The sequence below is a fragment of the Gilliamella apicola genome, from assembly GCF_003202915.1.
Taxonomy (GTDB): Bacteria; Pseudomonadota; Gammaproteobacteria; order Enterobacterales; family Orbaceae; genus Gilliamella; species Gilliamella apicola_Q.
The window spans coordinates 875,449-890,948 of record NZ_QGLP01000005.1 but is presented as its reverse complement, the minus strand read 5'-3'; the positions used below and the strand labels follow the sequence as shown (position 1 = coordinate 890,948).

General features: G+C 35.7%; 11 protein-coding genes and 1 pseudogene. 7 read left to right on the top strand and 5 right to left on the bottom strand.

The annotated features are described in order from the left end of the window. Together DKK79_RS10235 and DKK79_RS10230 are read right to left on the bottom strand one after the other, a co-directional pair. Positions 1-1,161, bottom strand: coding sequence for a mannitol-1-phosphate 5-dehydrogenase (locus tag DKK79_RS10235; protein WP_110423976.1), 1,161 nt, complete (start codon positions 1,159-1,161; stop codon positions 1-3). A 76-nt stretch (positions 1,162-1,237) separates the two neighbouring features. Further along, positions 1,238-3,124 (bottom strand): PTS mannitol transporter subunit IICBA, encoded by a 1,887-nt coding sequence (locus DKK79_RS10230; protein ID WP_110423975.1) that lies wholly within the window; start codon positions 3,122-3,124, stop codon positions 1,238-1,240. Positions 3,125-3,525: 401 nt separating this feature from the next. Here DKK79_RS10230 and DKK79_RS10225 point away from each other — a divergent pair, with 401 nt between their 5' ends. The 3 genes from DKK79_RS10225 (at position 3,526) to DKK79_RS10215 (ending at position 5,718) form a co-directional block, all read left to right on the top strand. After that, entirely contained in the window at positions 3,526-3,834 is a 309-nt protein-coding gene (locus DKK79_RS10225; protein WP_110423974.1) for a hypothetical protein, read from the top strand. A 205-nt stretch (positions 3,835-4,039) separates the two neighbouring features. Continuing rightward, on the top strand, positions 4,040-4,831 hold the full coding sequence (locus DKK79_RS10220) for a hypothetical protein (RefSeq protein ID WP_110423973.1): 792 nt from the start codon (positions 4,040-4,042) through the stop codon (positions 4,829-4,831). A gap of 95 nt (positions 4,832-4,926) precedes the next feature. Continuing rightward, complete coding sequence (locus tag DKK79_RS10215) at positions 4,927-5,718, top strand: hypothetical protein (protein ID WP_110423972.1); 792 nt, start codon at positions 4,927-4,929, stop codon at positions 5,716-5,718. Between the two features lie 276 nt (positions 5,719-5,994). Here DKK79_RS10215 and glmS read toward each other — a convergent pair whose 3' ends face one another. The 3 genes from glmS to DKK79_RS10200 all read right to left on the bottom strand — a co-directional run bounded on the left by glmS (position 5,995) and on the right by DKK79_RS10200 (position 10,669). Further along, positions 5,995-7,827, bottom strand: a complete 1,833-nt coding sequence (gene glmS / locus DKK79_RS10210) for a glutamine--fructose-6-phosphate transaminase (isomerizing) (protein ID WP_110423971.1) — start codon at positions 7,825-7,827, stop codon at positions 5,995-5,997. 3 nt (positions 7,828-7,830) lie between these two features. Further along, positions 7,831-9,213, bottom strand: coding sequence for a bifunctional UDP-N-acetylglucosamine diphosphorylase/glucosamine-1-phosphate N-acetyltransferase GlmU (gene glmU / locus DKK79_RS10205; protein WP_110423970.1), 1,383 nt, complete (start codon positions 9,211-9,213; stop codon positions 7,831-7,833). 139 nt (positions 9,214-9,352) lie between these two features. Then, entirely contained in the window at positions 9,353-10,669 is a 1,317-nt protein-coding gene (locus DKK79_RS10200; protein WP_110423969.1) for an MFS transporter, read from the bottom strand. A 481-nt stretch (positions 10,670-11,150) separates the two neighbouring features. Between DKK79_RS10200 and DKK79_RS10195 the strand changes: the two genes are divergently transcribed. From DKK79_RS10195 to DKK79_RS10180, 4 genes and pseudogenes are all read left to right on the top strand, one after another. Next, positions 11,151-12,527 carry an MFS transporter gene (locus tag DKK79_RS10195; protein WP_110423968.1) on the top strand — a complete coding sequence of 459 codons (1,377 nt, stop codon included), beginning with the start codon at positions 11,151-11,153 and terminating at the stop codon, positions 12,525-12,527. A gap of 15 nt (positions 12,528-12,542) precedes the next feature. Next, positions 12,543-13,618, top strand: a pseudogene (locus tag DKK79_RS10190) (zinc-binding dehydrogenase). A gap of 17 nt (positions 13,619-13,635) precedes the next feature. Further along, positions 13,636-14,475 (top strand): class II fructose-bisphosphate aldolase, encoded by an 840-nt coding sequence (locus DKK79_RS10185; RefSeq protein WP_086359558.1) that lies wholly within the window; start codon positions 13,636-13,638, stop codon positions 14,473-14,475. 164 nt (positions 14,476-14,639) lie between these two features. Beyond that, the gene (locus DKK79_RS10180; RefSeq protein ID WP_110423967.1) at positions 14,640-15,398 is read left to right on the top strand and encodes a DeoR/GlpR family DNA-binding transcription regulator; all 759 of its coding nucleotides are present in this window, start codon (positions 14,640-14,642) and stop codon (positions 15,396-15,398) included. Positions 15,399-15,500: the final 102 nt, after the last annotated feature.

The following is a 15,500-nucleotide window of genomic DNA, read 5'->3' as shown; positions in this document are numbered from 1 at the left end:
TTAAAATTGATGATTTTGCATAGCAGTATAAAGTTGTTCTATTTGGCTAACAACTGGATTATCACTTTCGATTTCAGAAATACTACAAAATGCTTGTTTTAAGCTGCTGTTAGCAATTTGATTGGCTAAATCGATAGCTTGTTCGTCGTCATTATTGCGATAGTTAAGCGCTGCAGCAATACCAATAAGTAAATTTTGGTTGCCAAGTTGATATTCAAAGGTGCCCAACAACGGTTTGATTAAACGATCGCCCCGGCTTAATTTGCGTAGGGGTTGGCGACCTACTCGGGCAGTATCATCGTGGAGATAAGGATTTTCAAAACGGCTTAAGATTTTTTCAATATATGCTTGATGTTTGACAGGATCAAAATGATAACGTTTGATTAGCACTTGACCACTTTCTTCCATAGCGCCACGAACAATTTTACGAATTTTATCATTCAAGATCGCATCACGGATGGTAGCAATATTGTTGTAGAAACCTAAATAGGCCGTAATAGCATGTCCAGTATTTAGAGTAAATAATTTACGCTCCACAAAGGCCATTAGGTTATCAACAGGTTCCATACCTTTGATTTGCGGGATTTCACCAATAAATTGGGTTTTATCGACAATCCATTCAGAGAAAGTTTCAACCGTCACCTCTAAAATATCACCTGTTTTAGACGTTGCTGGCGGTACGATACGATCCACGGCTGAATCAACAAAGCCAATATGCTCATTAACCCATTGATGTAGATCATCAGGTAAATATTTAACAATTTCTTGTTTAAACTGGCTAGTGCCGCGCACCATGTTTTCACAAGCAATAATATTGAGTGGAGCATTGTTACCTGATGCATGGCGGGCGATAATACCTTGTGCAACACTTTGCGCAATACGAGCTAAAATTTGAGGACCCACAGCAGTTGTAACCAGATCGACCTTGGCAATGTAATCACTGACTTTAGGCGAGGTGCTGTTGATGGCATCAACATTCTTAACAATTTCGCTCACCGATTGTTCACCGACCACATTGACTGGATATTGATGACGACTCGCTAGTTCATCAATCACTTGTTGATTAACATCAGCGAAGGTGACATGTACACCTGCATCAGATAATAGTTTACCAATAAAACCACGGCCGATATTGCCGGCGCCAAAATGTAATGCTTGCATAATAAAACCCTTAATCTCAAATCATTTTTAATGTGTTAGACTACTTCCTAGCTAATCAGGAAGTAGTTAAGTTGTATTAGCTTAATATTGCTAAAACTTCTTGAATATTATTAGTGGTAGCCAATTTTGCAATAATCTTTTCGTCATCAAGTGCATTGGTTAATTTAGCGATAACATCAAGATGTTCATTGTTGCGAGCGGCAATACCAATTACAATTTTAGCTTTGTCCTGCTCCTCTTCACCAAATTGTACACCTGCTGGGTATTGGCAAAATACGATACCAGTATTAATGACATCATCCTTAGCCTCAATTGTGCCATGTGGAACTGCAATTGATTCGCCTAAGTAAGTGGAAGTCAGACGTTCACGTTCTAACATAGCTTCGACATAAGTCGGTTTCACATAACCTTTTTCAACCAATTTTTGACCTGCAAAGCGAATAGCTTCTTCTTTAGTTTGTGCGGTTAGACCTAAAAAGATATTTGTTTCATTCAATTTAAATAACGGTTGTTGGCTGTCTGTTTTTGATTGCGTAGTGGGCGCGACCTCTTGACCTCTTGCCTTGATTAAATCATTCACCAATTGATTATATAAATCACTATCTAAAAAGTTAGTTAATGAAATATGATAAGCGTTAGGTGCATATTGTTTAGCACGTGCCGTTAAGTCTTTGTGGGTGATGATGATATCCGCATCTGTTGGCAAATTATTAATCGCTAGGTTGGTCACGTTAATATCTAGATGAGTATCTTCTATTTTTTTACGTAGTACGCCGGCGCCCATCGCACTTGAACCCATACCAGCATCACAAGCAACGATAATTTTTTTCACGTTAGCAAGGTCTAGTTTACCACTTTCTCCTTTGGCTTCACTTTTCATTGCAGTGACATCAGATTTTGCTTCATCTAAACTTTTACCATTATCTTTTGTAGTTTTTAATAAAATTGCGGACACAATAAATGATACTGTGGTTGCTGCAAGTACAGATACCGTTACTCCTAAATATGAACCTTTTGCCATACTCATTACAGCGAAGATAGAGCCTGGTGATGCTGGAGCAGTTAAACCAGCGTTAAATAATGTTAAAGTAAATACACCAGTCATACCGCCTAAAATCACAGCGATAATTAGTCTAGGATTCATTAAGACATAAGGGAAGTAAATTTCATGGATGCCACCAAAGAAGTGAATGATTGCCGCACCACTAGCTGATCCTTTTGCTGCACCTTTACCGAAGCACATATAAGCAAGTAATAAACCTAAGCCTGGTCCCGGGTTTGCTTCAATCAAGAAGAAGATAGATTTACCTGTTTCTGCTACTTGTGTTACACCTAGAGATGTAAATACGCCGTGATTGATCGCGTTATTGAGAAATAGTATTTTTGCTGGTTCAACAAGGATTGAAGTCAGTGGTAATAGGCCATGATCTACCATGAATTGTACAGCAACAATAAGTACATTAGTTAATGAAGCAACAGCAGGGCCAATTCCGAAATAACCGATAAGGGCAAGAATCATACCAATAATGCCAGCTGAAAAGTTATTAACTAACATTTCAAAGCCACTTTTGATTTTGCCATCAATTAATTTATCGAATTGTTTAATACACCATCCACCTAAAGGACCAGAAATCATTGCACCTAAAAACATTGGAATAGATACACCGACAATTACGCCAATTGTGGTAACCGCACCAACTACCCCCCCTCGTTCTCCATAAACTAATTTACCCCCTGTATAACCAATTAGTAGTGGAAGTAGGTAGGTGATCATTGGGTTGATAAAAGCAGTTGATACCCCTTGATTTGGAAACCATCCCCCAGCACTGGGATCATTAGAGTTATATAAAAAAATAGCGGTTATAAAGCCCCAAGCAATAAATGCTCCAATATTGGGCATCACCATGTTGCTTAAAAACCGCCCAAAATTTTGGACTTTTAGTTTAATGTTTGATGTTGTCATATTAATCTTTCCTTATTGATTGACATAATCATTATGCAGCTATTGTAGAAGTATTTAGTTAGTAGATTCATCAAAAATAATCAAAAAATGTGACTAATGTCACATTGTTAAAAGCGGGGTATTTTCTGATTTTGTGATTTAGATCACACTTTTACCTTGAGTAACTACAAGAATGGGGCATTGGCCGTTGTATAAGTGAATGGAATTGATGGCTATCAGAGTAAAGTAAAGGTAAACATGATAATTTATTGATGCGTTATCAGTATTTTATTGAAATTATTAAGAATAGTTTTATCTCGGATGAAAATTTGTTATTATGCGCTTGCTATAGATGCAAACCAGTTTTGTCATATTTCATTTAATGGATTCGATGAAAAATCATTATTTTAGTTAGAGGTAAAATGAAAGCTCTCTCAATTTTTGGATTAATTTTAGCCATAATATCTGTTTTTATTCCACTTTTCGGTTTACTTTTAGCTATGTTATGTAGTTTATTGGCGTTAATTACTTTTGTTAAACAACCGACTATTTCTACTACTATATTCGGTATTAATATTATCAGTACCGCATTTTTTTCTCCGGTGTTAGCTGCTTTAGCAAATAGTAGTGGTATTAGCAGTTATCAAGTGTTTCTTTTCTTCCATATAATATTACTATTCATTGCGGTTATTTTATTTTTAATTTTCGGCAAAAAAAACACTGCAGCATAATCCACCAATTTAGACTAAAAAATCAATTTGCTAAATAATTTTGAGACTTTATAAAGTTGCTTAAGTAATAGATTAGTAAATATTCATACTCACTTTGCTTTTATTAATCCAATTTAACAACGCTTATAATTGATAGCGTGTATAATCAGTAAAGATTGTATAACATTTGTAACGTAAAAATAATGGATATAGGAAAGTACTAGGTATGAAAAAATTAATATTTATCGTGTTATTTACTTGTAGTTATTATTCTTATTCCGAAGTAAATATAAAAGTATATAACAATTATTTAATATACTCTTATCCTGAATTATCTCCTCATTCAACTACGATAAAAAGACAAGAAATTTCCTCAACGATACCTTTTAACCTTCCATTTACTAAAGTTGCTGGGAAAAATACAATTATAGAATGCCAAAAAAATGGTTTTATTACTTTTATTAATAAAAAAAATCTAGGTTTGTGGCTAATTGATTATGAGAAAAAATTTAGATTGATTAGTAACTCTTTTGTTAATTCGAGTTCTGAAGCAAAGTCAACTCAGATTTCTAAGTATGATATTACTTTCAATGAAAATAATGATATCCAAAAAGAGTCGTTATCTAAAAATGACTTTTTTGATATTAATACCAACTATATTTATGATGAGAAGAAAAGATTAATCAATTTTTTAGAAAAAGTTAATGCTTTTTTTGTAATGAATAAAATTGATTATACAAATCAAAATTTAGCTAAATTAATTAAGAGTGAAAATGTTGAAGACCCAGAACTTTTTTCATCAGATGAAACCAGCAATGAAATAATAGAATATATATATGATGATGAAAATAGAATAATTCAAACAAAACAATCGATGTATTTAGCTGAGACCAAAAACAGAATTAATATGGATTGTTTTTTCATCAACCATAACAAGTATGGTGATTGGACAAAAGGTTATTGTTCCGCAAACAAAAAAAATCTAGGCGATTTTAAGAGAGAAATAGAGTATTGGTGATTATATTAAAATGAATATTATCCTTTACTATATTTAATTAAAAATTTGTTTATGATAAAAATAGTTAAGATATTAACAATAAAAAGAGAATATAGATGAAAAAGCTTTTATTAGTAGTATGCTGTTTTTTTAATTTTTATGCCTTCGCATCTGTTGATGATGAACGTAACCATATTCGTGTTACTAATAATTATCTCTTTCTTCTTTTTCCTGAGTATATTCCGCATTCTGTTCCTATAAAAAAACAAGAATTACTTATTGAAAATATCCAACCAACATCTTCAGTCAGTAATTTAGAAGTATATTCAGATGATAATGGTCTTATTATAGAAGAATCTGCTCCTGATAAAAAAGGTCTGATTATGGATTATAAGATGCAAGTTTTAACACGAAATGAAAAAGGAACTTTCGTTAATTATTCAGTGCAGTTTGATGATCAAAAAAACGTTACAGAAATTAAAGATTCTAACCAAAAAATAACTTCTTATTATAAATATGATGAACAAGGAAAATTGATTTCTTCAAATGAAAATGTAGATGGGAAAAATTATATAGGAACTTATTTATATGATAAAAACAATAATCTTATTCAGCATAACGAACGAGAAATTGAAACCATTAGGCCCAAAAAAATACTTACTTTTCTGTCAACAAATTTATATTATTATGATGATGAAAATAGATTGGTTTCTTCCATTTCAAAACAGGAGGATCCATTACTAAACGGAAACACTGCATCGTTACCCAAAGATATCAATGAGTCTAAATATCGAACATCGACTTGTTATTATAGTCAATATAATGAACACGGTGATTGGACTGTTAGCCAATGTTTTAACGGTGATAGTGAATTAGATATGTCTATAACACGAAAGTTAGAATATTAGTATGCATAAGGTAAACAATTAATAGTGATTGTGCTAAGTCTTATTAGTCAATATATGTATGTTGAAGTAGATGGGGAATTGTTTAATAATTAGATAATTTTTATATGCCAGAAGCGTCTCATCATTCTAAATCGATTAATTCGCAAGAAATAAATATTCATATCGTTGCGATATTCTTTTTCTTTTTCTTTATCCAATTGATTTAATGTGAGAACTCTAATTTTGATGATGATATCATAACTATATATATTAAGTCCTCACATTTAATCTAATAAATTACTCCACTGTCACCGATTTTGCTAGGTTACGTGGTTGGTCGACATCGGTACCTTTAATTAGGGCGACATGATAAGCAAGTAATTGCGTCGGAACTGTGTAGTAGATTGGCGCAGTAAATTCTTCAATATGGGGTAAGTTGATAATATGCATAGTATCGTCACTGACAAAACCTGCATCTTGCTCGGCAAACACATAAAGTTGACCACCACGGGCACGCACTTCTTCAATATTGGCTTTAAGTTTTTCAAGTAAGTCATTCGTCGGCGCCATTACAATCACTGGCATATCGGCATCAATTAACGCTAAAGGACCATGTTTTAATTCACCAGCGGCGTAAGCTTCGGCATGAATGTAGGAGATCTCTTTTAATTTTAATGACGCTTCCATGGCGATTGGGTACTCGTCGCCACGGCCTAAAAATAGTGCATGGTGTTTATTGACAAAGTGGCCTGCAAGTTTTTTGATTATAGGTTCGGCCATTAACACTTGTTCAATGCGGTTTGGTAAAGTTTGCAAGGCATGGACGATCGCTTGTTCGGTGATTTCGGCCATGTTATTAAGTCGCCCTAATTTGGCCACTAAAAGTAATAATACCGTCAATTGAGTGGTAAAGGCTTTAGTTGAAGCAACGCCAATTTCAACGCCAGCTTTGGTCAATAACACTAAATCCGCTTCACGCACTAGAGTAGAGGCCGCTACATTACAGACGGCAAGGGTACTTAGGTAATTATTCTCTTTTGCTAAGCGTAATGCCGCAAGGGTATCTGCCGTTTCACCTGATTGTGAAAGGGTGATAAATAAACTGTTTTTACGACGCGCGGGGTTTCGATAGCGGAATTCTGAGGCGATTTCAACGTCACAAGGAATACCGGCCAAGGCTTCAAACCAATAACGAGCCACCATACCAGCATTATAAGCGGTGCCACAAGCGACGATTTGCACATGTTCAACTTGTTTAAGAATATTTTCAGCATCGGCTCCAAGTTCAGATAAATCCACTTTACCATGTGCCATTCGGCCTTCAAGGGTATTTTTGATGGCATTAGGTTGTTCGTAAATCTCTTTTTGCATGTAGTGGTTGAAGCCGGCTTTGCTGCCAGCGTCATATTTAGCGTCAGACTCAATACAAGGACGATCAACTTCTTGATAATTTTTGTCAAAGATGGTTACTGTGCGATGGGTGACTAGTGCAATATCACCTTCTTCTAAAAAGATAAATTGCCGAGTAACCGGTAATAACGCTAGCTGATCTGAGGCAATAAAGTTTTCGCCAACACCACAACCAATTACTAATGGGCTACCTGATCGGGCTGCGACTAAAATGTCTGGATTGCGAGTATCCATTACCACAGTGCCATAAGCACCGCGTAATTGTGGGATTGCTTTTTGTACCGCTTCGAACAGTGAGCAATCTTCGGTTGTAATAATATCGTGAATTAAGTGAGCAATAACTTCAGTATCGGTTTCTGAACGAAATTGGTAACCTTTTGCGATGAGTTTTTCACGTAGCGGCTCAAAATTTTCGATAATGCCATTATGTACAACAGCAATAAAGCCCGATACATGTGGGTGGGCATTGTGTTCGACTGGTTCGCCGTGCGTTGCCCAACGAGTATGCGCAATCCCTGTTGACCCTTTGATTGGATGCTCGTCTAGTGCATCTTTAAGCGCCTTTACTTTTCCGACACGTCTTACTCGCTGTAACTCACCAATAGGTGAGATAATTGCCAGTCCAGCAGAATCATAACCACGATATTCTAATCGTTTTAACCCTTCTAATAATATTTCTGCCACATCACGCTTGGCGATAGCACCGACAATACCACACATTATTTATTCCTCTTTCAATTTAGTTGGTCTTTTCCAACCAGCAAGTTGTCTCTGTTTTACGCGACTAACCACCAGTTCATTGTCATTGACATCATTGGTTACCGTTGTCCCCGCGGCAATGGTTGCCCCTTTACCGATTTTGACAGGTGCAATAAGTTGGCTGTCAGAACCGACAAACACGTCATCAGCAATCACGGTTTTAAATTTGTTGGCACCATCATAGTTACAGGTAATTGTGCCGGCGCCAATGTTGACGTTGCTACCAATTTCACTATCACCTAAATAACTTAGATGTCCTGCTTTGCTGGACTTACCAAGATGGGCCTTTTTCAATTCGACAAAGTTACCTACATGCGCATGATCATCAAGTTGGCTACCTGGTCGTATTCGGGCAAAAGGGCCGATAGTACAGTGTTCGGCAATGACTGAATCTTCAATTACTGTGTAAGGACTAATTCCGCTGTTATCAGCAATGGCGCAGTTTTTCAAAATAGAGCCGGCACCGATAAAGACATTGTTTCCTAACTTAACCTCACCTTGAATAATCACATTAGTATCAATTATGACATCCTTGCCATGGGTTAACTTACCGCGTAAATCAAAGCGTGCAGGGTCAAGTAGTGTAACGCCAGCAAGTAAAAGTTGCTCGGCTTGATGCTGTTGATAATGGCGCTCTAAGGTTGCTAACTGCAAGCGGTTGTTAACACCTTCGACTTCGAATTGTTTTATTGGCTGTGAAGTCAAAATTTCATAACCATCTTGGTGAGCAAAGGCGATAATATCGGTTAAATAGAACTCTTTTTGCGCGTTGTTATTGGTTAAGCGCGATAGCCACTGTTTAAGTAATTTACCAGTTACCAGCATGATACCAGTATTAATTTCAGTAATTTTTTGCTGTTCAGCATTGGCATCTTTTTGTTCAACAATAGCGACCACTTTACCGTCTTTACGTTCGATTCGACCATAGCCAGTTGGATCATCTAAAATCACCGTCAATAAGGCAATACCTTCTTGCGGTTTACTGGCGATGAGATTTTGCAAGGTTTCAATTGAGATAAGAGGTGTATCACCATATAAAATTAAGATATCTTCATCATCTTCAATAAAAGGAATAGCTTGTTGAACAGCATGTCCTGTACCCAACTGTTTAGCTTGATAAACCAGTTGTACAGGTTGATCTTGTAGCGATTGTTCCAGCTCGCTTTTGCCATGACCATAAACAATATTGATGCGATCGGTATTAAGTTGTTGAACGGTATCAATAACATGTTGTAACATCGGTTTACCGCCGATTTTATGTAAAACTTTAGGTAGGTTGGAATACATCCGTGTGCCTTTTCCTGCCGCCAAAATAATAGCACTGCGCTTTGGAGGTGAAATTGCCATAATCAGTTCCGGTCTGGTTAAATAAGGCTAATACTATAATCAAAGTTTTCCACGAAATCACCCCGAAATTGTTAATTTTTATCCTAAAAAAAGTTTTACGATTATCTATACCGCTAATCTTTGCGCCGAAATTTTATTACTAAATTGACTCCAGGCTTTTGTTATAGGTCTCAATACCCAAACTATAGACGGCTATAGCTTGTATGCATAACAAAATAGCGATCAACGAGGTTACCATTAATATACCGCCATAGTTATACAACAAGACGACAAAGAATGGCATGATAATTGAGGATATACGACCACAGATGACGCAAATTGCCGATAACCGCATTCTAACATCGGTTGGAAAAAGTTCAGGGATATAACCGGCTTGGATTACCGAAACCAAATAATAGATTAACGAAAAGGTAACAAAACCACAAAGTGTGGCATATAATTGTGATGAACTAAGTGCGTATAAAATCCCTGATAATGCTGCAAGTAAGGAACCTAAGATTATTGCCGGTTTTCGTCCTATTTTGTCTGTTAAGCAATAGGCAAAAACTGCTCCGGTTGGTCCCCCTAAGGTCATAAGTACAGTGATAGTTAGTGATAGATTAGCCGATATTCCTTGACTTACCATTAAGGACGGTAGCCAAGCGACAAAACCATAAATAGAAATACTCTGTACTACCATCATTAGTGACCCTAAAAATATTCGTTTACGAAAACGTGGCTCAAAAACACTAATTTTAGGTTTAATATATAAATTTGAGTGGTTATCAGTATTGGGTGTCGGTAAATTACCTTGGTAATACTTATTTTCAATATTACTGACAATGATTTCCGCTTCTTGTTTTCGTCCTTTTCTACTTAACCATCGAGGTGATTCAGGTAGTTGCTTGCGAGCTATATATACTAATAATCCACCAAGACCAGCAATCACAAACATTGTTCGCCAGCCGGCTAATGGAATGATTAGCCAGCTAGTAAAGGTAACAAAAAATAGACCAAATTGACCAATAAATGACATGAGAGCTCCCCAACGACCACGGTGGGAAGGCGGGATAAATTCACTCAGTAAACCATAACCGACAACAATTTCAGCACCTAATCCAATACCAGTTAAAAATCTAAAGAAAATTAACCAGTACATATCAGGTGTCAAAGCACAGGCAATTGATGCAAAACCAAATATTAGCAAATTAATTTGATAGGTAGATTTTCGGCCATGTTTATCACCAAGGTATCCAGCCATAATTGAGCCGAGTAACATGCCTAATGATGTTCCAGATAAAAAACAGGCATTTAAATGTAATGTAGACCAGTTTTCCTCAATTAAAATACTTAAAACCGAATTAGCCAGATAATTATCAAAACCGTCAAAAAACATTCCTCCACCAATAATAATCAGTAAATTTCGATGAAAAGAACTGATCGGGAGTCGATCAAGTCGTGCTGCTAAATTACTCATTATTGCTCCTAATCATTTAATTTTTAAAAGATAAAACTCTATTGCAACTGTCAATTTTTCTATGCTTTTGCTAATTCGCTTCACTCATAGCAATAAATATTAAGTAATCATTAATATCCCTAATGATTAATCAAAATAATAATGTAATATTCCAAGAAAAAATGATTAATTCAAACAAAAAATCTTTTTTATGTGCGCCATTTCACAAAATTTGCAGAATGTTATTGGTGAGGTATATCAATACATATGGTTTTTTAATTTTTAATTATTTACATAATATAATGATTATAATTAAATTTTATTCAATTCGTTTATTCAAAAATAACAACATCACAACCCAACATGAAATCTTTGTATAAAAGAATTTATGTTGACTTTAAAAAACAATGGTGTCATATTTTGTCTGTTTTCAAAAAAAGGTGATTGTTAATTAATAATTAATCGCTTGGTTGTTTGGCTTAATTGAATAAGGTTGGAAGCAATGAATGAGATAACAAAACCCTATTGTGGGGCAAGATTAGATAGGTTACCAACAAGCAAAAATCAATGGAAAATTTTTGGTTTAGTCGCTTTTGGTTTGTTGGTTAGTTGGAGTAATGCAATTGGTGGTTTAATGCTCGCCCAATTGCAAGAAATTGGTTGGACGAACAATAACATTACCGCGATCTTTTCGTCGCTAACTACAGCTGGTATGTTTTTTGGTGCTTTTATTGGCGGGATTATTGGCGATAGGATTGGCAGAAGAAAAAGCTACCTGCTTTTTGTTTTTATCCATATTATTTCGATGGTTATTGGTGCTATGTCACCTAATATGACGTTCTTAATTGCCTGTCGATTTGTTATGGGATTTGCCCTAGGTGCCTTACTAGTAACATTATTTGCCGGTTTTACTGAATATGTTCCTAGTAAAACAAGGGGAACATGGTCTGCTCGTGCTTCGTTTATAGGCAATTGGTCTTATCCTGTTTGTTCATTGATTGCTATGGCTATTACTCCGGCTATCGCCCCGGAAATGAATTGGCGTATACAGCTTTTAGTTCCCGCTTTATTATCGACTATACTCTTTTGGGTTACCTATCGTCATTTTCCTGAATCGCCTCGATGGCTTGAATCTCAAGGTAGATATGCCGAAGCTGAAAAAATAGTTTCAGATATTGAAAAACGTGTTGTTGCCGAAACAGGTAAACCATTACCGCCATATGAGAAACTGGATAATGCTAAAGAAACCAATATCTCCTATTCACAACTGTTTCAAGGGGAATTATTAAAACGTGTCATTTTAGGATCATTTGTTCTTATCGCAATGAATGTCGTGCAGTACACCCTAATTAATTGGCTACCAACCATCTTCTTGAAACAAGGTATCAATTTAAAAGATTCAGTTTTATTAAATACGATGAGTATGTTTGGTGCACCAATCGGCATATTTATTGCGATGTTCATTATTGACAAAATTCCAAGAAAAATCATGGGGATTGGTCTATTAATTATTATTGCTGTCTTAGGCTATATATATTCATTACAAAGCGATATGACCACAATATCTATCTTGGGATTTTTCTTAATTACCTTTGTTTATATGTATGTTTGTTATGCATCAGCTGTTTATGTGCCAGAAATATGGCCAACAGCAGCAAAAATGCGTGGTGCAGGACTTGCCAATGCTGTCGGGCGAGTCAGTGGCATCATAGCACCATATGGTGTGGCCTATTTTTTAAATACTTCAGGCGTTGTTGGCGTGTTCTTACTGCTTGGTGGCGTGGCTATTGCTACCGCGTTAATCATTGCCATTGTTGGTATTGAGACGAGGAGCGCATCCGTTGAGGATATTGGTAATATTGTTAAAAAAGAGAGTTAATTTGGAGAGTGAATTATGAAAGCGTTAACAAGATATGGAAAAGAGTTTGGTGGATATCGTTTAATTGATGTTCCTGAGCCGGTTTGTGGTGATGAAGATATTGTCATTGAAGTTAAAGCCGCGGCTATTTGTGGTGCTGATATGAAACATTTTCGTGTTGAAAATGGTTCTGATGAATTTAATTCCATCAGAGGTCATGAATTTGCTGGAAAATCGTCAAAGTTGGTAGCAAAGTGACTGATTGGCATGTTGGGCAGAGGATTGTCTCAGATAACTCTGGGCATGTTTGTGGTAAATGTCCGGCTTGTGATAAGGGCGATTTTTTAACCTGCAAAGAAAAAGTAAATCTTGGTCTTGATAATAACCGTTGGGGAGGTGGGTTTTCAAAATATTGTTTAATCCCCGGTGAAATTCTAAGAATTCATAAACATGCAATTTGGGAAATCCCTGAAAATTTAGATTATGAAGAAGCCTGTGTTCTTGACCCAATCTGCAATGCTTATAAAGCAATTGCTCAACGTTCAAGTTTTTTACCGGGCAACGATGTGGTGGTTATTGGTACTGGTCCTTTGGGATTGTTTTCTGTGCAGATGGCAAAGCTAATGGGAGCGGTAAATATTGTCATGGTCGGGCTTGAAGAAGATACCAAGAAACGTTTTGCAGTAGCTAAACAACTTGGTGCCACGCATTTAGTCAATGGTTCTAAAGAAGATGTTGTAAAACGATGTCAGGAAATATGTGGCGTAGATAATTTAGGTCTAGTATTGGAGTGTTCAGGCGCCAATATCGCACTTAAACAGTCAATTGATATGCTTAGACCGAATGGTGAGGTGGTTCGAATCGGTATGGGTTTCAAACCTTTTAATTATCCAATTAATGATATTACGTCATGGGCAATAAGTATTATTGGACATATGGCTTATGACTCAACCACCTGGCGTAACGCTATTAGATTATTAGCAGATGGAAAAATTAAAGTTAAACCAATGATAACCCACAGATTTGGATTATCTGAATGGGAAAAAGGTTTTGAGTTAATGGCAAACAAAGAAGCGATTAAAGTCATTTTGACATATGACTTTAATGACTAAAACGAATAGGAGATGACATGTTAGCAAATATAAAATATTGGGAAGAATTTGCACAAAAGAACGGTTTTGCTATTCCACATTTTAATGTATGGAATGCCGAAATGTTAATGGGCGTTATTGATGCCGCTGAAGAAACTAAAGCGCCAATTATTATCTCTTTTGGTACCGGTTTTATCGGTAATACTATATTTGAAGAGTTCGCACCAATGATGGTTTCGATGGCTAAAAATGCCTCTGTTCCAGTTATCACTCATTGGGATCATGGACGAAGTATGGAGATTGTTCAAAATGCCTATAATTATGGTATGAATTCGGTTATGCGAGATGCTTCTGCTTGTCCATTTGAAGAGAATATTAAACTTACCAAAGAAGTTGTTGATTATTTTCATCCGTTAGGTGTACCTGTTGAAGCTGAATTAGGGCATGTGGGGAATGAAACTATTTATGAAGAAGCGTTATCGGGCTATCATTATACTGAGCCTTCACAAGCGGCAGAATTTGTTGATAGAACACAGTGTGATTCTTTGGCGGTAGCTATTGGTAATGTGCATGGTGTTTATTCTTCAGAACCTAAAATTGCTTTTGATGTTCTTGAAAAAGTAAGAAATGCTGTTGATATTCCAATTGTTCTTCATGGCGCATCAGGGATTGCCGATCATGATATCAAAACTTCAATATCTTTAGGTATTTCGAAAATCAATATTCATACGGAACTTTGTTTGGCTGCTATGGATGCGATTCGAAAAAATGTTAATGCATCCTTCCTTGAGCTTGAAAGAAGTGTTCGAGCCGCAGTAAAAAATAGAGCGATTGAAAAAATCACACTATTTGGTGCTGAAGGCAAAAGCCCGCAATAATGGCTAACCACCCAAAAACTATAGAAGTGTTAGTTTCTATAGTTTTTGATTTAAAAAATGAATTTATTTATTTTTTTCACAGAATAACGTTGTAGAAGTAACTTTTTTTTCTGCAAAAAAATATGATATTATGCAATGAAATCCAAAATTCAGAGCTAAATACTATGAAAGGAACAAATCGATTAGCAACTATTAGGCAATTATTACTTAATGACAAAAAAGTATTAGTGTCTGATTTAAGCCAAAAGTTTTCAGTCACCGAAGAGACAATAAGAAGAGATTTAGAAAAACTTGAAGCTGAAAATTTTGCGACTAGAACTTATGGCGGTGCAGTATTTAATGGGGAAGAGATTGTATCCAATATCCCGTTCTATAAAAGAGCTGAAAAAAATTTTGAGCAAAAACAGAATATCGCAATTAAAACTGTACAACTGCTTAAAAACAGGTCGACCATATCGGCTGATTCTAGTTCGACCGTAATGGAAACCTTAAAATTATTAAAAGATCGCAATGATTTGACTATTGTTACTAATTCGACTGAAGCATTACGCGAACTTATGCTGTCATCGGTGAATATTTTGTCTACTGGCGGTATGTTTAATAAGCAATCACTTTCACTACAAGGCACATTAGCTGAGCAATCGATTTGCAACTATAATGTAGATACCGCCGTTATTAGTTGTAAAGGATTAGATATAGCTACAGGTATTACCGATTCCAACGAAGATGAAGCTAAATTAAAAATGCGCATGATCTCGCAAGCTACAGAAGTGATACTACTTGCAGATTCATCAAAATTTAACAAAAAAGCATTTGTTCATTTAACCAATCTATCTAATATTACCACCATTATTACGGATAAAGAGCCGAGTAAAGAGTGGATTACTTATCTCAAAACTAACCAGATAGAGTTAATATATTAATTATTGAGTTTGATAAGTTAGAGAGCAAATAGCGTTATTTTCTGTTTTAACTTATGGTAAATAACTATCCATATAACCTACTAAATTAATTTGATTATCTTA